Raw genomic sequence first — 19,676 nt, 5'->3', positions numbered from 1 at the left:
TGGCATGTCGCCCTGTAGACGTTATTCCCGCGATTGTGTATCAACCGAACTACGCCCGACCAGACTCAACCGGCCGGCGTGGTCGAGATAGCCCGTGTCCCCGGTGCGCACGAAACCGTCCTTGGCGAAGATCTCGGCGCTCGCCTCGGGGTCGCGGTAGTAGCCGTCGGTCACCGCCCCCGACCGCAGCAGCACCTCGCCGACCTCGCCCGGCGGCAGCGCCCGCCCGCCGGGGTCGCGCAGCGCGAGGCTCACCCCGCCGCGCGGGCGGCCCACCGTGTGCTCGGCGTCCTCGGGCGGGTCCTCGGGGCGGGTCCCCAGGCCCAGCCCCGCCTCGGTGCACAGGTAACGGTTGCAGACCGGTACGCCGAACCGCTCCCGCAGCGCCCGGATCAGCCCGTCGGCCGGCGGGCCGCCGCCGGACAGGACCAGGCGCAGGTGCGGCAGCTCCACCCGGCCGCCCGGCCGGCGGCTCTCGTGGTCCAGCAGCCCGGCCAGCTGCGCCGGGGTGCCCTGCAGCACGCTGAGCCGGTGCTCGGCCAGGACCCGGAAGGCCGCCGCGGACTCCCAGCGGGGCAGCACGTGCGCGGTCCTGCCCGTCTGCAGGAAGACCGGCAGCCTCGTCATGAACGTCAGGTGCCCCAGGGGGCGGGACAGCAGCCGCGCGTCACCGGTGCCCCAGCGCACCCCGGCCCCGTGCGCGCGGACCGCCTCCAGCTGCCGATCGGAGAACACGGCCCCCCTGGGCGGGCCCGAGGAGGCCGCGGTGAACACCACGGCCACCGGGCGCCGCGGATCCGGCGGCAGCGGGGGCGGCGGCCGTTCGGGCCGGTGCAGCCCCCTGAGCCGGCCGGCGTCGTACGGCTCGCGCCGGGCCGGGTCCTCCCCGCCGGCGCCGTACGGCTCGCCCTGGGCCGGGCGCTCCCCGAGGGGAAGGGTGAGCACGTCGAGACCGGGAAGCGGGGGGAGCAGCCCGGGAGCGGTGATCACCAGCGCCGGGTCGAAGCGGCTCAGCGGGACGGGGCGGTCCGGGCGGAGCCCCGCGGTGACCGCGCCGATCTTGGCCGCGGCCAGGTAGCAGATCGGGAACTCCGGCCCGTCGGGGAGCGCGAGCGCCACCAGGTCGCCCATCCGCACACCCTGATGGGCGAGGCCGGCGGCGACCCCGTCGGAGAGCCGGTCGAGATCGGCGAAGGACAGGACGAGGGATCCGGAGTCGACCGCCGCGCGCGCCCCGAACCGGCGCGCGGCCTCCCCGGCGAGCAGTCGCAGCATCGCGGGGCTCCCCTGGTGAGAAGGCGCCCATCCAACCTACTCCCGCGATCGCCCCGCCGCCCCTGTCTCCGCCCTCCGAGATCGGCGGCCCCGCGACCGCCCTCCCGGGATCGGCGGCCTCCGTGACCGCCCCGTGGTCTCTCTTCCCGCCCTCCCGGGACCGGTCTTCCCCGGGAGGGCGCGATCCGTCCCGCTACTCGGCGGTCCGCTCCCGGAGGACCCGCTTGTCGATCTTGCCGTTGGCGTTCACCGGGAGGGCGTCCACCACGATCACCCGCCGGGGCACCTTGTAGTTGGACATGTTGTCCCGGGCCCAGGCGATGATCTTGTCGGGGTCGGCGGTGCGGCCCGGGCGGGGCACCACGAACGCCCAGCCGGCCTCGCCCAGCCGCTCGTCCGGCACCCCGACCACCGCCGCCTGGGCCAGCGAGCCCTCCCGCAGCAGCAGGCCCTCGACCTCGGCGGGGGAGACGTTGAACCCGTTGACGATGAACAGCTCCTTCTTGCGGTCAACGACGGCCAGGTTCCCGGCGGCGTCGAAGGTGCCGACGTCGCCGGTGTGGAGCCAGCCGTCGCGGACCACCTCGGCGGTCTTGTCCGGCTCGTCCCAGTAGCCGCGCATGACGCCGTACCCCCGCATGAGGATCTCGCCGCGCTCCCCGACGGGGACCTCCCGGCCCGCGTCGTCCACGATCCTGACCTCGATGCCCGGCACGGGACGGCCGGTGCTGGAGGCGATGACCTCGACCGGGTCCCGCGCCCTGGTCATGGAGACGACCGTGCCCTCCATCAGCCCGTAGGCGTTGATCATGCGCTCCAGCCCCAGCCGGTCCAGCGCCCGGCGGACGAGCTCGGCCGGGACGGAGGCCGCGCCGCAGATCGCCACCCGCAGCGTGTGGCCGGTGGTGTCGACCTCCTCCAGCACGCGGTGGAACAGCGTCGGCGGGCCGGCCAGGATCGTGATCCTCCGCCTCTGCACCAGCTCCGTGAGCAGATCCGGGCTGAACGCCCTGATCGGCATCATCGTGGCGCGGCGCAGCACGCAGGCGAGCATCCCGGCGTTGAGCCCGAACCCGTGGGCGAAGGGCGCGATGATCGGATAGCGGTCGCCCGGCCCCAGCGTGACGATCTCCGACCAGTCCCAGTAACCGCGCAGGACCTGGGAGTGCTCCAGCATCACGCCCTTGGGCGTGCCGGTGGTCCCGGAGGTGGACATGATCTCGCACAGGTCGTCGGGCCGTACGGCCAGCGCCCGCTCCTCGGCCTCGGCCCGGGAGACCCGCGCGCCCGCCGCGAGCAGCCCCGACGCCGGGAGGCATCCCGGACGCCGCACGTCCTCGGGGACGATCACGTGCTCCAGGGCGGGGAGCCCGGTCACGGGCCGTCCCGGCGCGGGCCCGCCGGCCGCCCCGGAGAGCAGGTCGGCGAAGACCGTCCCGTCGGGGCCCGCACCGGTGATCAGCACGCTCGCGGAGGTCTTGCGCAGCAGCTCGACCGCCTCGATGCCCTTGTACCGCGAGGACAGCGGCACCACCATCGCCCCGGCGTCCCAGACGCCGAAGGCCGCCAGGACCCACTGCAGGTCGTTCACACCCCAGATCGCCACCCGGTCGCCCGGCTCGACGCCCAGGGCGATCAGCCCCCGGGCGACGGCGCCGGCCCGGGTGCGCAGCTCGGCCAGCGACAGCCGGACCTCCCCGTCGGCCACGACGATGTCGGAGGGATGGCCGGCGGCCTGGTCGCGCAGCATCCGGGGGATGGTCCCCCAGTCCGGAACGTCCATCTCGCGCCTTTCGAAGGACGGTTCAGGGAGCCGGGGCCGTACGGTCGCGGCCCAGGTGGTGACCTCGCGCGTCGGTCACCGTGCCCGGCGCGCCCGTCTCGGCGGCCCGCTCGGCGACCTCCACGGCGATCGTGATCGGGGTGATGGCCTTGAGCGACTGCTGGATGCGGGACCGCCACATGGGGTTGCCGATGAGGCTCTCCCGGTTGAACGTCACCGTCAGGGTCACGACGTCGAGCGTGCCCTGCCGGGAGAGGCCCAGCTCCCAGCCCGACACCCCGTCGATCCTGCCGAGCGCCCTGCGCAGCCGTTCCAGCGACAGCCAGACCCCGCGTACCAGTACGTGATCGCCCACCGTGTGCACGGGGGCGGGGATCACCTCCCCGGCGGGCACCCGGGCGACCTGCCCGGTCCGCAGCACGGTGTCGCCGTCGACGATCGCCAGCTCGGCCAGCCCCTCGGCGTACGGCGGGGCGAGCAGCTCGTCCTTCTCCAGCGAGGCCAGGCGGAGCGAGCCCGGGTCGATCGGCGTGAGCGGGTCGGCCTCCGAGGAGCGCCAGCCCAGCGGCACCCCGGTGAACGGGGAGCAGTAGACCTCGGTGACGTCCGCCTCGAACTCGGAGGCCAGGTGCTCCATGGTCCGCCGGGAGGCGATCTCGCCGGTCAGGATGATGCGCCGCAGCCCCAGGTCCAGCGGGTCGAGCAGGAACTCCAGGTGCAGCCTGGCCAGCAGGTCCATCGCCCCGGTCGGCGTGATGACCAGGGTCGTCGCGCCCAGGGCCTCCAGCGCGTGGTGCAGCCGCAGCCGCCCCCGCGGGCCGATCGAGGCCGCCGCCTGCGCCCGCTCGGCGGCGGCGTGCGCCCACTGCGGGCCGGCCAGCTCTCCGTCGTTCGACAGGGCCACCACGACCCGGTCCGACGGCCCGACGCCGGCCGCCTCCAGGGCGGCGGTGAAGGCCCCGGCCGCCGCGGCCGGCGCGCCGCGCACGACGGTGTCGCCGTCCGGGGAGACCAGCAGGAGCCCGGTCAGGGCGCGCGCCGCGGAGGCGGGGCCGCCGCGGGTCCGCCAGACCGCCGGGGCGCCGCCGTCGGCGCCGGGAAGGGACGTCGTGCTCTCCGGGGTCACTTCATCACCTCGGTCATGAACAGCCGCATCGACTCGCAGACGTGCTCGTGGGCCAGGCCGCCCACCTGGGCCTGGAGGATCAGGTCGGTGGCCCCGGCCTCGGCCACGCGGGCGGCGGCCTTGCGGGAGCCCTCCACGTCGTCGACCACGACCATGTGGTGCTCGCGGAGGGTGGCCATGGCCTCATCCGGTGGCAGCCCGGCGGCGAGCTGGCCCAGGACCTTGTGGGTGGCGTGCCGGGCGTCGTAGTAGTCGGGCGGGGTGACCAGGTTGACCTGGCGCCTGATGTACCACAGGACGGGGTCGGCGGCGATCCCGATCGCCTCCTCGCGGGTCCGCCCGACGAACCAGGGGATCATCAGCGCGATCCGCCGCGTCGCGGGGTCGAAGCCGTTGTCGGCCAGGCACTGCTTGTAGGCGGCGATGTCCTCGGCGACGTCGTCGATGCCCTTGAGCATCGTCATGCCGAGCAGGTGGTAGCCGTGCCGGGCCGCGGCGAGATAGCCCTCCAGCGAGGTGGACGCCACCCACACCGGCGGATGCGGGACCTGGGCGGGCCGGGGATAGACCGCGACGTCGGGGATCTCGAAGAACTCGTTGGACCGGCTGACCGGCTCTCCGTCGGCGTTCCAGATCGCCAGCGTCGCCTCCAGGGAGTCCTCCCAGATCTGCCGCGACTTCTCGAACGGCCGCTGGAACGCCTGGTACTCCAGCGGGGAGGCGCCCCGGCCGGTGCCGAACTCCACCCGGCCGCCGGACAGGACGTCGAGGGTCGCCACCCGCTCGGCCGTGCGGATCGGGGACTGGAAGGGCAGCAGCACCACGCCGAGACCCAGGTGGATCCGCTCGGTCAGCTGGGAGGCGGCCGCCAGGACGAGATCGGGGGCGGACGAGTGGGAGAAGCCCCGGGTGAAGTGATGTTCGACGAACCACGCGGTGTCGAAGCCCAGCCGGTCGCCGAGGACCACCTGGTCGACGACGTTCCGGAACGCGCGCTGCTCGACCTCGCGGGAACGCCCGCGGACCTCCAGCTCGTATCCCAGGCTGATCCGTAGGGACGTCATCCACGCCTCCGTTGTGTCATGTCAGTCCACTGCCGCGGATCGAAATTTAACCAAGCGCTCGCTTGGCGAGATTACCAGCCGGGTGGAACGGCAACAAGCCGAGTCCGTGCGCCCGGCGGGAAAGGGGACGTGCGATGACAAGCCGGTCTCCTGTGGCGGGTTCACGTGTGGCGGGGGCGAAGAAGCGGCAAAGCGGGAGACGCGACATCCGGAAGGTGGCACGCTCCCAGTCATGAGGGGACTGCGCGTAGGGCGCTCCGCGAGCGCACCCGACGAGATCCAGCTGGCCGGCGCGCGCCGCTTCGAGGCGTTCGGCCGGGTGATGGCCGCACTCGCCTGCGACGCCGAGCTGATGGAGGGCTGCCGCGACCTGACGTGGTGGCGGGGGACCGACCACAGCTGGTACATCGAGTGGCGTGAGGGCCTGTACGCCGCCGAGGTCGCCGTCACGCTCGCCGAGCGCATCCGCGACCCCGACTCTCCCGCCGCGCTGGTCACCCCCGCCGGGCTGGCCACCCCCGGCTCGGCCGCCCTCGACGTGATGGGGGTGCGCTTCCTGCTGCGGGCCGTCGACCCCCTGGGCCGCGACCGGCTCCGCACCCGCCCCGGCCCCTGGCGCCTGGCCGACGCCCTCGACACCACCCGCCGTACGACCTCGCGTCACCCCTGGGAGGAGCTCCTGGGCGGCTGAGGCCGTCCACCAGTGGGTCACCAGTCGGTTCCCAGTCCCGTCGGTCACAGTGGTGACCGGTAGAGAGAGGAGCCGAATGGCCATTCAGACCAGGGGCGGGCACGTCGCGCCGGTCCTCGTCGCCGTCCGTCGGACCGAGGACGCGCTCGCCCGCGAGGTGCGGGACGGCATGCTCGGGGAGGCCCTGCGGGACCTGCTGACCGGATGGTCGGAGCACACGGGGATCGCGGTGGAGCTCTGGGCGCTGCCCCGGGGCAGGGTGCCCGCCCAGATCGCCGGCAGCGTCCTCGTCGTGGTGAGCGGGGCGCTGTCGAACGTCGCCCGGCACAGCGGGGCGCGCACCGTCTCCGTCGCGGTCACCGCGGGCCCCGGGAAGCTGCGGCTGACGGTGGGCGACGACGGCCGGGGCTTCCCCGGTCCGGCGCGCGGGCGCGGCCTGGCGGCCATGGAGGCCTCCTTCGCCGCCGTCGGCGGCCGGCTCACGGTCAGGAGCGTGCTCGGCGAGGGCACGACGGTCTCCGGCGCCGTTCCCCTGTGAGCCCGTGACCCTCCGCGCCCCCGGGTGACCTGACCCGGGCACCGGCCTCCTCACAGACCGGACTTACGGGCCGGACTCACAGGCCGGCCGCCGCGGCCAGGCGGGCGCGGTGGGCCTGGGGCGGGCCGAACAGCTGGGCGTCGGAGGTGGCGCGCTTGAAGTAGCGGTGGGCCGGGTGCTCCCAGGTGATCCCGGTGCCGCCGTGGATCTGGATGTTCTCGCCGGCGGCGGCCAGGTAGGCCTCGGTGCAGTAGGAACCGGCCACCGCGGCGGCGACGGGCAGCTCGCCGGCGGGGGCCCGGGCCGCGGCCAGGGCGGCCGACCTGGCGGACTCGACCAGCAGGAGCAGGTCGGCGAGCTTGTGCTTGACGGCCTGGAAGGAGCCGATGGGGCGGCCGAACTGGTGACGTCGCCCGGCGTGGGCCACGGCCGATTCCAGGCAGCGCGCGGCGCCGCCCACCTGCTCGGCGGCCAGGCCGGTGACGCCCAGGTCGCGGACCCGCTCCCAGCCCGAGCCGTCGCCGGCGGGCACGACCGGGACGGCGTCGAAGGACAGCGCGGTCAGCGGGCGGGTGGGGTCGAGGGTGGTGTGGGGCGTCCTGGAGGAGGGGACGGCCTCCACCAGCTCGCCGCCGGCGAAGGCCAGCACCACCTCGCCGTCCGGCGCGTAGGGGGCGGTGCCGGTGAGCCGCCCGCCGGACAGCGTCAGGTCGGCGTCGCCGGGCAGCAGGACGGTCGCGGTGCGCGAGCCGTCGGCGATGCCGGGCAGCAGCCGGGCCATCGCCGTACGGTCCCCGCCGGCCACGAGCGCCCCGACGGCGAGGACGGCGGTGGCCAGATAGGGATGGGGGCTCAGCGCGCCGCCGAGCTCCTCGCAGACGACGGCGGTCTCCGCCGGTCCGCACCCCGCCCCGCCGTACTCCTCGGGTACGGCCAGGCCCGCGACGCCGAGTTCGGCGGCGAACCGGCGCCACGACGCGTCCGGCCGCGCGGAGAGGAAGGCGCGCACGGCGTCGCGCAGATCGGCCTGTTCCTCGGTGAGGGTCATGTCGGCAGCGTCCACAGGCGGAGCATAAGCAAGCGCTCGCTTGTTTGGTATAGCTTGAACGTTTTTGTCGATATTTGCAGGTCAGATATGCTCCATATAGCCACAGTCGGATGCAGATCGGGGGATCAGCGGCTTTGGTTGGACAGAACGACACGCTCGACTTCCTCGCGGGGGAGCGAAGGGAACGGGCGATCCTGCGTCACATGGTCTTCTCCCTCACCATGGGACTGGCCTTCGGCGCGCTGGGAGAGGCGCTCGCGAGCGGACCGGCGTCATTGCACGGCGCCATCGACCCCTACGCCTACCTTCTCCTGGTGGCCGTGGTGGGGCGGACCGCCGCCGGGTTCGGCTGGGCGCTGCTGGGCAGCGCGCTGGCCGCTCTGGGGCCCGTCATCGCCATGCTGGCGGCGACGGCCCTGATGCCGGAGGCCCACCTGCTGCGGCTGGACGGCGACGGCCTGACGCTGAACTTCGTGTTCCTGAGCCTGGCGGCCTTCGGGACGCTGGCCCACTTCGCCGGGTACGAGGGCCTGCGGGGCGACCTGGCCACGGGCCTGCCCGCCGGGTTCATGGCGATCCAGGCGATCCGGGCGCTGCAGGACGGGACCTGGACGGTCTTCACGGCGGCCATCCTCGTGGCCGTGGTGCTGCTCTGCATGCGCGGGGGCGTGGGACGCGTCCGCGCCGCCGTGGTGGCGCTGGCGCTGGGGGCCGCGCACTTCGTGTACGCGGCGGGCGGATAGCGCGAGGTGAGGATGGCCTCGTGCGCGCGGCGGGGGATAACGCCAAGCGGTCCGGTTGCCCGAGTCGATACGCTGTAGGGCAGCAATCCCTGTAATCCTCTGTAATCCCTGTGATTCCCTGCTAGCGAGGAGTAGCCGTGCTGCTGCGCATGTCGTCGTTGTTTCTCCGAACCCTGAGGGACGACCCGGCAGACGCGGAGGTCCCGAGCCACAAGCTGCTCGTCCGCGCCGGTTACGTCCGCCGCGTCGCACCCGGCGTCTACTCCTGGCTGCCGCTCGGCAAGATGGTCCTGGAGAACGTCACGCGCGTCGTCCGCGAGGAGATGGACCGGATGGGCGGCCAGGAAGTGCTCTTCCCCGCCCTCCTGCCCAGGGAGTACTACGAGGGCACCGGCCGCTGGACGGAGTACGGCGACACGCTCTTCCGCCTCAAGGACCGCAAGGGCGCCGACTATCTCCTCGGGCCCACGCACGAGGAGATGTTCACCGACATGGTCAAGGGGGAGTACTCCTCCTACAAGGACTACCCGGTGACGCTGTACCAGATCCAGACGAAGTACCGCGACGAGGCCCGCCCCCGGGCCGGCATCCTGCGCGGCCGCGAGTTCGTCATGAAGGACTCCTACTCCTTCGACCTCGACGACGACGGCCTCAAGCGCTCCTACGAGCAGCACCGCGAGGCCTACATCCGGACCTTCGACCGGCTCGGGCTCACCTACAAGATCTGCTTCGCCACCTCCGGCGCGATGGGCGGCTCGGCCTCGGAGGAGTTCCTCGCCCCGGCCGGGACCGGCGAGGACACCTTCGTGGCCTGCCACCACTGCGGCTACGCGGCCAACGCCGAGGCGGTCACCACCCCCGCCCCCGCCGCGCCCGGAGGCGAGAGCCCGGCCCTGCGGGTGCTGGACACCCCGGACACCCCGACCATCGAGTCGCTGGTGACCTACATCAACGAGCACTACGGCCTGGGCATCACCGCCGCCGACACGCTCAAGAACGTCGTGGTCAAGGTCACCACCCCCGGCTCCGGCAAGACCGAGACCCTCGTCATCGGCGTGCCCGGCGACCGCGAGGTCGACTTCAAGCGGCTCGAGGCGTCCCTGGCCCCCGGCGAGCCCGCCATCTTCGAGGCCGAGGACTTCGCCAGGCACCCCGGCCTGGTGCGCGGCTACATCGGCCCGCAGGTGCTCAAGGACCTGGGCATCCGCTACCTCGTCGACCCCCGGGTCGTCGCCGGCAGCGCCTGGGTGACCGGCGCCAACGAGCCCGGCAAGCACGCCGTGAACGTGGTCGCCGGACGCGACTTCGTCGCCGAGGGGACCATCGAGGCGGCCGAGGTCCGCGCCGGGGACGACTGCCCCGCGTGCGGCTCGCCGCTCTCCATCGACCGCGGCATCGAGATCGGCCACATCTTCCAGCTCGGCCGCAAGTACGCCGACGCCGCCAAGCTCGACGCCCTGGGCCCCGACGGCAAGCCCGTGCGCATCACCATGGGCTCGTACGGCATCGGCGTCTCGCGGGCGGTGGCGGTGCTGGTCGAGCAGAAGCACGACGAACTCGGCCTGGTCTGGCCCCGTGAGGTCGCCCCCGCCGACGTGCACATCGTGGGCACCGGCAAGGAGAACCAGATCGAGGTGGCCGTCCGGCTCGCCGAGGAGCTCCGGGCCCGCGGCCTGCGCGTCCTGGTGGACGATCGCGCCGGGGTCTCGCCGGGCGTGAAGTTCAAGGACGCCGAGCTGCTCGGCATGCCGACCATCGTGGTCATCGGCCGGGGCCTGGCCCAGGGCGTCGCCGAGCTGCGCGACCGGGCCACCGGCGTCAAGGAGGAGATCCCGATCGCCGAGGCCGCCGACCGCGTCGAGGCCGCCTGCCGCGCCTGACCGTCCGGACGGTCACCGTCTGAACGACCGATGAGCGGCCCGCCGTCCCGGCGGGCCGCTCATCGGCGTGCCCGGACGCGCGGCGATCCGCCTCGGCCGAGAAGATGACCGCGATATTCGCCGACGCGGGCAAGGTCGGCCAGGCGGAGAAGAACGCGCACGCGGAGATCGAGCGGATCGAGCGGATCGAGCGGGAGACCCTGCCGCTGATCGACGAGGTGATCACCCTGCGCATGGCCGGCGACACCGACGAGGCCAGGGCGATCCTGATGGAGCAGGCCAAGCCGCTGTTCGCCGACTGGCTCGCGGCCATCAACCGCCTGATCGGCGACGTGGTGAAGGTGATCACCTCGATCGCCGAGCAGACCAGCCTGCTGGCGCTCAACGCCACCATCGAGGCGGCCCGCGCCGGGGAGTCCGGCAAGGGCTTCGCGGTGGTCGCGGGCGAGGTCAAGGACCTGGCCCAGGAGACCGCGCGGGCGACCGAGGACATCGCGCGCCGGGTCGAGGCGATCCAGGCCGACACCGCCGGGGCCGTCCAGGCGATCGCGGACGTGGCCGGGGTCATCGCCCAGATCGACGACTATCAGACGACCATCGCCGCCGCCGTCGAGGAGCCGCGGCGCGCCGCGGGCGAACTGGCGGAGGTCTCGGAGCGGCTGCGCTCCCTGGCCGCGGGATTCCGCTCCTGAGACCGGGGCCCGCCCGGGAGCCCCGTCACGGCGGGGCTCCCGGGCGGGCCCGGTTATGCTAGTAGCGGTGACGGCGATAGCGGGAGCGCTTGCCGATCGCCTTGCCGACGTGGAAGCCGCCGGGCAGGTTCAGCGTCACGTACTTGCGGCCGTCGGGGGTCCTGCTGACGTGGAACCTGCGGGTGCCGAAACTCTGACCCACCCCGTGGGGGGACAGGTCGAGACGGAACGGACCCAGCTTGATCGACTTCCTGTAGTGCCAGCCCATGTCATCTCCCCGGAACCTCGTGCGTCATCGGGGACAACGGCCGGTGCCCGCGGATGGTTCCTGCGCGACCGGCTAGCGCCGGGAGCCGCTGAGGGTCTTGCGCCAGTGGAAGCCGCCCGGCAGGTTGACGCTCAGCGTCCGGCGGCCGTCGGCTGTCTTGGTCACGCGGAAGGCCCGGTTGCCCCAGCTGTGCCCGACCCCGCTGCGGGACAGGTTGAGGCGGAACGGCCCCATCTTGACGGATTTCCTGAATCCCCAGCCCATTGTTTTCCTCCCTCGGTGAACTCGGGGTGCTTCCTCTACCCGTCAGTGATCCGCCAAACATCGACAAAGGGGAGCAAAGGGGGCACGGGCCCTCGGGTCCCGGGGACCCGGGGTCAGGAGGAGGACGTCGTCGTCGGTGTCGGCGCGGGCGTGCCCGGCGCGGGCGGAGCGACCTCGGGCATGCCGGGGAAGGCGTCGATCGACGGGCGCAGGCCGTACGACCGGGTGGCGCACTCCTGCATGGCCAGCGCGGCCATCCGCCGCAGGGACATGTCGTCGGAGGCGGCCAGCTCCAGATAGGCCGTCGTCACTCTCTGCTCGATCAGCACGGCCAGCTCGACGGCCTGGTCCGCGGTGGAGGGGGTGACGGGCAGCGTGTAGGAGGCGCCCGGCTCGGCCGGGGTGCCGCCGCGCGTGGTGATCAGCGCGCGGAGCCGGTCGCGGCGGGCGCGGTGGGCGTTGAACGCGTTCGTCGCGGTGGCCCGCAGCCTGCCCGTGGTCCTGGCGGCGATGACCCCGTAGGCGTAGACGGCGGCGTGCTCGGCGGCCAGGGCCGTGCCGAGCCCCTGCTCGGAGCTCACAGGGCCCTCGACAGAGCCGTGGCGTGGGCGGCCTCGCAGGCGCCGATGGAGGCCACCAGCTGGGCCAGCGCGGGAGAGACGTCGGCGACCTGCCGGGAGCGCAGGGCCGCCGCCTTGCGTTCGAGATCGCGCAGCTCGCGCACGGAGACCGCCGGTTCCGGCGCCGGGGTCGGCGAGGAGGCGGGACCTCCCGGCGACGGGGCCGCGGAGGAGGGCGCCGGGGAGGACGCCGGGCGGTCGGCGGGCAGGCGCCTGCGCAGCTCGGCGAGGTGGGCCTCGTGCCGTTGCCGGAAGGGGAGGAGCTTGCTCGACGACGCCGAGGCGTAGAGCGCGATCGTCTGCTCCTTGTCCGCGATGAGCTGCCGCAGCAGCACGGTCTCCGGGTCGGGAGGCGCGGACGCGGCCGGCTCGGGCTGCTCGGCGGAGCATCCCGCGACCACCGCGGCGGCCACGCCGAGAGCGCCGCCCCCCAGCAGGGTGCGCCGGGAGAGGGAACGCACGGACGACCTCCGGTCTAGGGTGGTTGCTGACGCATCTAGCATCGTACGGGTTCACAATGGCAGCCATCGCGCTTCTTGGTCGGTCTCGCCACACCGAGTGGCGCTCTTTCTACGCCCTGGTGTGGATAGGCTGGTGGACCGCGTGGGCGAGGGACGCCCGCGCAGATCGTGACAATGGGAGGTCGACATGGGCAGCGCCACATCCCGCGACCGCCTGATGAAGCTTCTGGAGCCCGTCGTCGGAGCCGAAGGGCTCGACCTGGAGGACGTCACGGTCACTCCGGCGGGCAAGCGGCGGCTGCTGCGCGTCGTCGTCGACCGTGACGGCGGCGTGAGCCTGGACGACGTCGCGGAGGTCAGCCAAGCCGTCTCCGCCGCGCTGGACGCCGATGACGTCATGGGGTCGGCGCCGTACGTGCTGGAGGTCTCCTCTCCCGGGGTCGACCGCCCCCTCACCGAGCCGCGCCACTGGCGGCGCGCGGTGAAGCGGCTGGTCAAGGCCGACCTGCGGGACGGCACCTCTCTGGAGGGACGGATCCTCGCCGTCGACGAGACCGGCGTGGATCTGGACGTCGACGGCGTGCCGCACCGCCTCGACCATCAGGACCTGACCCGAGGCCGGGTGCAGGTGGAGTTCCGCCGGTTCGACGAGACCGACGACGACGGCGACGACGCCGGAGACGACGGCGACGACGGCGACGAGGGCTAAGGGGAAGCCTCGTGGACATCGACATGAGCGTCCTGCGCAGCCTGGAGCGGGAGAAGGACATCTCCTTCGACCTGGTCGTCAAGGCGATCGAGGACGCACTGCTGATCGCATATTTCCGGACCGAGGGAGCGGCCGCCAAGGCGCGCGCCGAGCTCGACAGGCACACCGGGCACGTGACCATCTACGCCGCCGAGATCGGCGAGGGCGGGGAGGTGCTCAGGGAGTTCGACGACACCCCGGGCAACTTCAGCCGCATCGCCGCGACCACGGCCAAGCAGGTCATCCTGCAGCAGCTCAGGGACGCCGAGGACGAGATCAACTTCGGCGAGTTCGCCAGCCGTGAGGGCGAGCTCGTGGCCGGCGTCATCCAGCAGGGCAAGGACCCCCGGGTGGTCCTGGTGGACCTGGGCAAGATCGAGGCCGTGCTCCCGCACAACGAGCAGGTCCCCGGCGAGGAGTACGTCCACGGAGAGCGCATCCGCTGCTACGTGGTCCAGGTCAAGAAGGGCCACAAGGGCCCGTCGGTGACGCTGTCGCGCACCCACCCCGGCCTGGTCAAGAAGCTCTTCGCGCTGGAGGTCCCGGAGATCGGCGACGGCACGGTCGAGATCGCCGCCGTCGCCCGGGAGGCGGGCCACCGTACGAAGATCGCCGTGCGCTCCCGCCGTCCCGGGGTCAACGCCAAGGGCGCCTGCATCGGCCCGATGGGCTCGCGGGTGCGCAACGTGATGACCGAGCTGCACGGCGAGAAGATCGACATCATCGACTGGTCGGACGACCCGGCGGAGTTCGTGGGCAACGCCCTCTCGCCCGCCCGTGTTTCGAGCGTCGAGGTGATCGATCCCGCGGGCCGTGCCGCGCGCGTGGTCGTGCCGGACTACCAGCTCTCCCTCGCCATCGGCAAGGAGGGGCAGAACGCCCGGCTGGCCGCCCGGCTCACCGGCTGGCGCATCGACATCCGTTCCGACGCCCAGGCGGGGGACGCGGCCGGTTCCACAGATGCGTCCACACGGTAAGCTGGAATATGGTGACCAGGTTGCCCCGCTGAGAACATGCGTGGGCTGCCGGGTTCGCACGGTTTACTCCGAGCTGCTCCGCCTGGTGGTGGTCGAGGGCGTCATCGTCCCTGACCTGCGACGACGGCTCCCGGGGAGAGGTGCTTCACTGCATCCCGCCCTGAGCTGTCTCGAACTCGCCGAGCGTCGTCGGGCGTTTCCGCGCGCGTTCCGCGCCGTGGGGATGCTCGATCCGTCGCCGGTGAGACGCCACCTGGAAGGGCTGCAGACCGAAAGGATCGGGTGAAGATGGTTGCCAACTGTCATGTAGGACGCCGAGTTGATGGGCTGGTCAGATAGCTATGAGCGCCTGATGAGCATGCGGCGATGAGTACGTTCACGTAACGACGGTCCGGCGGCACTGCCTCCCGGGCCGAGTAAGGGAGTGCAGTGGCGAAGGTCCGGGTATACGAGCTCGCCAAGGAGTTCGGTGTCGAGAGCAAGGTCGTCATGGCCAAGCTCCAGGAGATGGGCGAGTTCGTGCGTTCGGCGTCCTCGACTATCGAAGCACCGGTAGTCCGCAGGCTCACGGAAGCTTTGGGCGGGCCGAGCAAGGGCTCGTCCGACAGGGGCGGCAACAGGACGCCCAGGCCGCCGCAGGCGGCCCCCCGGCCGGCAGACAGCCAGGCCGGCAACGGCGCTCCGGCGCCCACCTCAGTCCCGCGGCCGGGACCGGCTCCCAAGCCGGGTCCGCGCCCCGGTCCGGCTCCTCGGCCGGCGGCCCCCGCGCCGCAGGCCCAGCAGCCTCAGATCCAGCAGCAGCCTCCGGCGGCGCCGCAGCAGCCGTCCCCGGTTCAGCCGCCGCGCTTCGAGGCTCCCCGTTCCGACGCTCCGCGTCCGGCGGGCCCCGGTCCCAAGCCGGGTCCGCGCCCCGGTCCGGCCCCTCGGCCGGCTCAGGGCGGGCGTCCCGAGGCCGCGCGTCCGGAGGGCCGCCCCGCGGGTGGTCCCGGTGGAGCGCCTTCCGCGCCCCGTCCCGGTGCCGGCGGTGCGAAGCCCGGTCCGCGTCCGGGTCCGCGCGGCCCGCGTCCGGGCAACAACCCGTTCTCCTCCAACGCCAGCGGCATGGGCCAGGCCCGTCCGCCGCGTCCGGGCGGCCCCGGCGGCCCCGGTGGCCGTGACGGCGGTCCCGGCGACCGCGGCCCGCGCCCGGGTCCCCGCGAGGACCGCGGCCCGCGCGAGGACCGCGCTCCGCGTGACGGCGCCGGTCCGCGTCCCGGCGGTCCGCGTCCCGGTCCGCCCGGTGCGGCCGGTCCGCGTCCGGGTCCCGGCGCCGGTGGCCCGCGTCCGGGCGGTGGCGGCGGTGTCGCCGGTCCGCGTCCGGGTGGTCCGCGTCCCAGCCCGATGATGATGCCCCAGGGCCGTCCCGCGGGTCCGGGCGGCGGCGGTGGCGCCGGTCGTCCCGGCGGCGGTGGCCGTCCGGGTGGCGGCGGTGGCGCCGGTCGTCCCGGCGGCGGTGGCCGTCCGGGCGGTGGCGGCGGCTTCGCCGGTCGTCCCGGCGGCGGTGGCGGCGCCGGTCGTCCCGGCACCGGCACCGGTGGTCCCGGTGGCGGTGGCGGCGGCGGCTTCGCCGGTCGTCCCGGCGGCGGTGGCGGCCGTGGCCGCGGCGGCGGTACGGCGGGTGCCTTCGGCCGTCCGGGCGGACGCCCGGCCCGCGGTCGCAAGTCCAAGCGCCAGAGGCGCCAGGAGTTCGACAACATGCAGGCCCCGGCGATCGGCGGCGTGCAGGCTCCCCGCGGCGGCGGTCAGACGATCCGCCTGTCGCGCGGCGCCTCCCTGGCGGACTTCGCCGACAAGATCGGTGCGAACCCCGCGTCGCTGGTGCAGATCATGCTGCACCTCGGCGAGATGGTGACCGCCACGCAGTCGGTCAACGAGGAGACGCTGCAGCTGCTGGCCGCCGAGCTCGACTACAACCTCCTGGTCGTCAGCCCGGAGGAGGAGGACCGCGAGCTGCTCGAGTCCTTCGACATCGAGTTCGGCGAGGACGAGGGCGACGAGGCCGACCTGGTCGCGCGTCCGCCGGTGGTGACCGTCATGGGTCACGTCGACCACGGTAAGACCAGGCTGCTCGACGCCATCCGCAAGACCAACGTGGTGGCCCGTGAGGCCGGTGGCATCACCCAGCACATCGGTGCCTACCAGATCACCACCGAGCACGAGGACGAGCAGCGGCGGATCACCTTCATCGACACCCCGGGTCACGAGGCGTTCACCGCCATGCGTGCCCGCGGTGCCAAGGTCACCGACATCGCCATCCTGGTGGTCGCGGCCGACGACGGTGTGAAGCCGCAGACCATCGAGGCGCTGAACCACGCCCAGGCGGCGGACGTGCCGATCGTGGTCGCGGTCAACAAGATCGACAAGGAGGGCGCCGACCCGAACAAGGTCCGGGCCCAGCTCACCGAGTACGGCCTCGTCGCCGAGGAGTACGGCGGCAGCACGCTGTTCGTCGACATCTCCGCCAAGAACGACATCGGCATCGAGAACCTGCTCGAGGCGGTCCTGCTCACCGCGGACGCCGAGCTCGACCTGCGGGCGAACCCGACGATGGACGCCCAGGGCGTCGCGATCGAGGCCCACCTCGACAAGGGCCGCGGCCCGGTGGCGACCGTGCTGGTCCAGCGCGGCACGCTCCGCGTCGGCGACTCGATCGTCTGCGGCGAGGCCTTCGGCCGCGTCCGGGCGATGCTGGACGAGAACGGCGACTCCATCGAGGAGGCCGACCCGTCGCGTCCGGTCCTGGTGCTCGGTCTGACCGCGGTGCCCGGCGCCGGTGACAACTTCATCGTCGTCACCGACGACCGGATGGCGCGCCAGATCGCCCAGCAGCGGGCGGCCCGCAAGCGCATCGCCGACATGGCCAAGTCCGGCCGGCGTCGCACCCTCGAAGAGATCTTCAACGAGATGGAGAAGGGTCAGGCCGACGAGCTCAAGCTCATCATCAAGGGTGACGTCTCCGGTTCCGTCGAGGCTCTGGAGGACGCGCTGCTCAAGATCGACGTCGGCGAGGAGGTGCGCCTCCGGGTGCTCCACCGCGCGGTCGGCGCGATCACCGAGTACGACGTCAACCTGGCCATGGCCGACGACAACGCCGTCATCATCGGCTTCAACGTGCGTCCCGAGGTCCGGGCGCGCGACCTGGCCGAGCGCGAGGGCGTCGACATCCGCTACTACTCGGTCATCTACCAGGCGATCGAGGAGATCGAGGCGGCCCTGAAGGGCATGCTGAAGCCCGAGTTCGAAGAGGTCCAGATGGGCACCGCCGAAGTCCGCGAGGTCTTCAAGGTGCCGAAGATCGGCAACATCGCCGGTGCGCTGGTCCGCTCGGGTCTCATCGTCCGCAACAGCAAGGCCCGCATCATCCGTGGCGGTGTCGTCATCTCCGACAACCTCACCGTGTCGTCGCTGCGTCGCTTCAAGGACGACGCGACCGAGGTCCGCGAGGGCTACGAGTGCGGTATCGGTGTCGGCTACAACGACATCAAGGTCGACGACGTCATCGAGACCTTCGAGATGCGGGAGAAGCCGCGCGTGTGACGCCCGTCCCCGCCCGCGCCGGTGCGGCATGCCGCACCGGCGCGGGCGGGGGAAGGCACGCGTGGTGAACCAGCCATGTACGTAGGTGCCCTGACATTGGACATCCTGCTCGGCGACGTCCGTTCGCTGAAGCAGAAGCGCTCCGCGGTGCGTCCCATCATCGCCGAGGTGCAGCGCCGGTTCCCGGGGGTGGCGGTCGCCGAGACCGGCCATCTGGACCTGCACCGCCGTACCGAGATCGGCATCGCGGTCGTCTCCGCCACCGCGGCCAACTGCACCGGCGTGCTGGACGACTGCGAGCGTCTGGTCGCCGGCCGCCCGGAGATCGAGCTGCTGTCAGCCAGGCAGCGGCTCTACAACGAGGACGAGGACTAGTTACGGACGGCCGGAGACGGGGCAGCAGCCCCGCGACCGGCCGCCCGCGAGAAGGGGGGAAGCGAAGATGGTGGACGCCGCACGCGCGCGCAAGATCGCTGACCGTATCCAGCAGATCGTGGCCGAGCTGCTGGAGCGCCGCATCAAGGATCCGCGGCTGGGCTTCGTCACCATAACCGACGCCCGCATCACCGCCGACCTCAGCGACGCGACGGTGTTCTACACCGTGTTCGGCTCCGAGGCCGAGCGGGCCGACTCCGCCGCCGCCCTGGAGAGCGCCAAGGGGCTCATCCGCTCCGAGGTCGGTCGTCAGACCGGCCTGCGCCACACGCCGAGCCTGACGTTCACCCACGACCCGCTCCCGGACAGCGCCCGCCACCTCGACGACCTGCTCGCCGAGGCCAGGGCCAAGGACGCCGAGATCGCCAGGCAGGCGCAGAGCGCCCAGTACGCGGGGGAGGCCGACCCCTACAAGAAGCCCGACGAGGACGGCGAATCCGCCGAAAACGCGGACGACTCGTCAGACCGCGCGGGACACTCGGCAACGTGACGCCCCACCTGCGTGACGACGGTCCGGTGCCCGAGCGTGACTGGGGCCGGGCCGTCGAACTGATCTCGTCCGCCGACGAGATCGCCCTGGCCTGTCACGTCTCGCCGGACGGCGACGCCCTCGGCTCGATGCTCGCGGCCGGCATGGCGCTGCGGGCGGCGGGCAGGCGTGTGACGGCCTCCTTCGGCGACCGCCGTTTCGAGGTGCCCCGGCTGCTGGGCTTCCTGCCCGGCCAGGACCTCCTGGTCGAGCCCGCCGACTACCCGGCCGCGCCCGACCTGATGATCACCTTCGACGTGGCCGTCGCCGACCGGCTCGGCGTGCTCGCCGAGAACGCCGGCAAGGCCCGCGAGCTGATCGTGGTGGACCACCACCCCTCCAACCCCGGCTTCGGCACGGTCAACCTCGTCGATCCGGCGGCGCCCTCCACCACCACGCTGGTCGAGGAACTGCTGCGCAGGCTCGGCCTGCCGGTCGACGAGGCCGTCGCCACCTGCCTGTACACCGGCCTGGTGACCGACACCGGCTCGTTCAGGCACTCCTCGACCACCCCCGCGGCGCACCTCATGGCCGCCCGGATGGTGGCCGCGGGCCTGGATCCCGAGGAGATCTCCCGGCGGCTGTGGGACCGCTCGCCGTTCGGCTACCTGAAGGCGCTCAGCGCCGTCCTCGCGCGGGTGACGCTGGAGGCCGAGGTGGGCGCGGGCCTGGTCTGGACGTTCGTCACCCGCGACGACCGGGCCGCCCACGGCCTGCCGTACGACGCGGTGGAGGGGATCATCGACGTGGTCCGGCGCGTCGACGAGGCGGAGGTCGCCGTGATCCTCAAGGAGGACGACGACGGGGCCTGGCAGGTCTCCACCCGCTCCAAGGGCGGGGTGGACGTCGCGCGCCTGTGCGCCGCGCTGGGCGGCGGCGGGCACGCCAGGGCCGCCGGTTTCACCTCCCACCTGACCGTCGAAGAGACGATGGCGCGGCTGCGCGCGCTTCTGTAGAA

General features: G+C 72.9%; 21 protein-coding genes. 12 read left to right on the top strand and 9 right to left on the bottom strand.

Annotation, left to right across the window (positions count from 1 at the left end):
- Positions 1-21: 21 nt before the first annotated feature.
- The 4 genes from Pta02_RS03665 to Pta02_RS03650 all read right to left on the bottom strand — a co-directional run bounded on the left by Pta02_RS03665 (position 22) and on the right by Pta02_RS03650 (position 5,248).
- Positions 22-1,275 carry a class I adenylate-forming enzyme family protein gene (locus tag Pta02_RS03665; RefSeq protein WP_203873203.1) on the bottom strand — a complete coding sequence of 418 codons (1,254 nt, stop codon included), beginning with the start codon at positions 1,273-1,275 and terminating at the stop codon, positions 22-24.
- Positions 1,276-1,468: 193 nt separating this feature from the next.
- Positions 1,469-3,058 (bottom strand): AMP-binding protein, encoded by a 1,590-nt coding sequence (locus Pta02_RS03660; RefSeq protein ID WP_203873202.1) that lies wholly within the window; start codon positions 3,056-3,058, stop codon positions 1,469-1,471.
- A gap of 22 nt (positions 3,059-3,080) precedes the next feature.
- Complete coding sequence (locus Pta02_RS03655) at positions 3,081-4,184, bottom strand: phenylacetate--CoA ligase family protein (RefSeq protein WP_203873201.1); 1,104 nt, start codon at positions 4,182-4,184, stop codon at positions 3,081-3,083.
- The gene (locus Pta02_RS03650; protein WP_203873200.1) at positions 4,181-5,248 is read right to left on the bottom strand and encodes an LLM class flavin-dependent oxidoreductase; all 1,068 of its coding nucleotides are present in this window, start codon (positions 5,246-5,248) and stop codon (positions 4,181-4,183) included. The genes Pta02_RS03655 and Pta02_RS03650 overlap by 4 nt, the downstream gene beginning before the upstream one ends.
- Before the next feature lie 232 nt (positions 5,249-5,480).
- Here Pta02_RS03650 and Pta02_RS03645 point away from each other — a divergent pair, with 232 nt between their 5' ends.
- Complete coding sequence (locus Pta02_RS03645; protein ID WP_239129461.1) at positions 5,481-5,939, top strand: hypothetical protein; 459 nt, start codon at positions 5,481-5,483, stop codon at positions 5,937-5,939.
- A gap of 76 nt (positions 5,940-6,015) precedes the next feature.
- Complete coding sequence (locus Pta02_RS03640) at positions 6,016-6,477, top strand: sensor histidine kinase (protein WP_203873199.1); 462 nt, start codon at positions 6,016-6,018, stop codon at positions 6,475-6,477.
- Between the two features lie 76 nt (positions 6,478-6,553).
- Here the strand turns inward: Pta02_RS03640 and Pta02_RS03635 are convergent, their stop codons facing one another.
- Positions 6,554-7,540 (bottom strand): acyl-CoA dehydrogenase family protein, encoded by a 987-nt coding sequence (locus Pta02_RS03635; RefSeq protein WP_307837442.1) that lies wholly within the window; start codon positions 7,538-7,540, stop codon positions 6,554-6,556.
- Between the two features lie 119 nt (positions 7,541-7,659).
- Between Pta02_RS03635 and Pta02_RS03630 the strand changes: the two genes are divergently transcribed.
- From Pta02_RS03630 to Pta02_RS41810, 3 genes are all read left to right on the top strand, one after another.
- A complete protein-coding gene (locus Pta02_RS03630; RefSeq protein ID WP_203873198.1) occupies positions 7,660-8,268 on the top strand; it encodes a hypothetical protein in 609 nt (202 codons plus the stop codon).
- 137 nt (positions 8,269-8,405) lie between these two features.
- A complete protein-coding gene (locus Pta02_RS03625) occupies positions 8,406-10,148 on the top strand; it encodes a proline--tRNA ligase (protein WP_203873197.1) in 1,743 nt (580 codons plus the stop codon).
- 104 nt (positions 10,149-10,252) lie between these two features.
- Positions 10,253-10,840: a methyl-accepting chemotaxis protein gene (locus tag Pta02_RS41810; RefSeq protein WP_203873196.1), complete on the top strand. Its 588-nt coding sequence runs from the start codon at positions 10,253-10,255 to the stop codon at positions 10,838-10,840.
- Positions 10,841-10,898: 58 nt separating this feature from the next.
- Here the strand turns inward: Pta02_RS41810 and Pta02_RS03615 are convergent, their stop codons facing one another.
- The 4 genes from Pta02_RS03615 to Pta02_RS03600 form a co-directional block, all read right to left on the bottom strand.
- Positions 10,899-11,108 (bottom strand): DUF4236 domain-containing protein, encoded by a 210-nt coding sequence (locus Pta02_RS03615; protein ID WP_203873195.1) that lies wholly within the window; start codon positions 11,106-11,108, stop codon positions 10,899-10,901.
- Between the two features lie 72 nt (positions 11,109-11,180).
- The gene (locus Pta02_RS03610; protein ID WP_203873194.1) at positions 11,181-11,372 is read right to left on the bottom strand and encodes a DUF4236 domain-containing protein; all 192 of its coding nucleotides are present in this window, start codon (positions 11,370-11,372) and stop codon (positions 11,181-11,183) included.
- 113 nt (positions 11,373-11,485) lie between these two features.
- On the bottom strand, positions 11,486-11,953 hold the full coding sequence (locus Pta02_RS03605) for a ferritin-like domain-containing protein (RefSeq protein ID WP_203873193.1): 468 nt from the start codon (positions 11,951-11,953) through the stop codon (positions 11,486-11,488).
- Positions 11,950-12,453, bottom strand: a complete 504-nt coding sequence (locus Pta02_RS03600) for a hypothetical protein (protein WP_203873192.1) — start codon at positions 12,451-12,453, stop codon at positions 11,950-11,952. Before Pta02_RS03600 ends, Pta02_RS03605 begins: the two co-directional genes overlap by 4 nt.
- Positions 12,454-12,640: 187 nt before the next feature.
- Here Pta02_RS03600 and rimP point away from each other — a divergent pair, with 187 nt between their 5' ends.
- The 7 genes from rimP (at position 12,641) to Pta02_RS03565 (ending at position 19,674) form a co-directional block, all read left to right on the top strand.
- On the top strand, positions 12,641-13,162 hold the full coding sequence (rimP, locus tag Pta02_RS03595) for a ribosome maturation factor RimP (RefSeq protein ID WP_203873191.1): 522 nt from the start codon (positions 12,641-12,643) through the stop codon (positions 13,160-13,162).
- An 11-nt stretch (positions 13,163-13,173) separates the two neighbouring features.
- A complete protein-coding gene (nusA, locus tag Pta02_RS03590; RefSeq protein WP_239129458.1) occupies positions 13,174-14,178 on the top strand; it encodes a transcription termination factor NusA in 1,005 nt (334 codons plus the stop codon).
- Positions 14,162-14,464, top strand: a complete 303-nt coding sequence (locus Pta02_RS03585; protein ID WP_203873190.1) for a YlxR family protein — start codon at positions 14,162-14,164, stop codon at positions 14,462-14,464. The genes nusA and Pta02_RS03585 overlap by 17 nt, the downstream gene beginning before the upstream one ends.
- Positions 14,465-14,607: 143 nt before the next feature.
- A complete protein-coding gene (gene infB, locus Pta02_RS03580; RefSeq protein ID WP_203873189.1) occupies positions 14,608-17,754 on the top strand; it encodes a translation initiation factor IF-2 in 3,147 nt (1,048 codons plus the stop codon).
- A 75-nt stretch (positions 17,755-17,829) separates the two neighbouring features.
- Positions 17,830-18,129 (top strand): DUF503 domain-containing protein, encoded by a 300-nt coding sequence (locus tag Pta02_RS03575; protein ID WP_203873188.1) that lies wholly within the window; start codon positions 17,830-17,832, stop codon positions 18,127-18,129.
- 67 nt (positions 18,130-18,196) lie between these two features.
- A complete protein-coding gene (gene rbfA, locus Pta02_RS03570; protein WP_203873187.1) occupies positions 18,197-18,679 on the top strand; it encodes a 30S ribosome-binding factor RbfA in 483 nt (160 codons plus the stop codon).
- Positions 18,676-19,674 carry a DHH family phosphoesterase gene (locus tag Pta02_RS03565; RefSeq protein ID WP_203873186.1) on the top strand — a complete coding sequence of 333 codons (999 nt, stop codon included), beginning with the start codon at positions 18,676-18,678 and terminating at the stop codon, positions 19,672-19,674. The genes rbfA and Pta02_RS03565 overlap by 4 nt, the downstream gene beginning before the upstream one ends.
- Positions 19,675-19,676: the final 2 nt, after the last annotated feature.

The organism is Paraplanobispora takensis, from assembly GCF_016863195.1.
GTDB classification, from domain to species: domain Bacteria; phylum Actinomycetota; class Actinomycetes; order Streptosporangiales; family Streptosporangiaceae; genus Planobispora; species Planobispora takensis.
The sequence above is the reverse complement of the archived record's forward strand: the minus strand, read 5'-3'. Positions and strand labels throughout refer to the sequence as shown.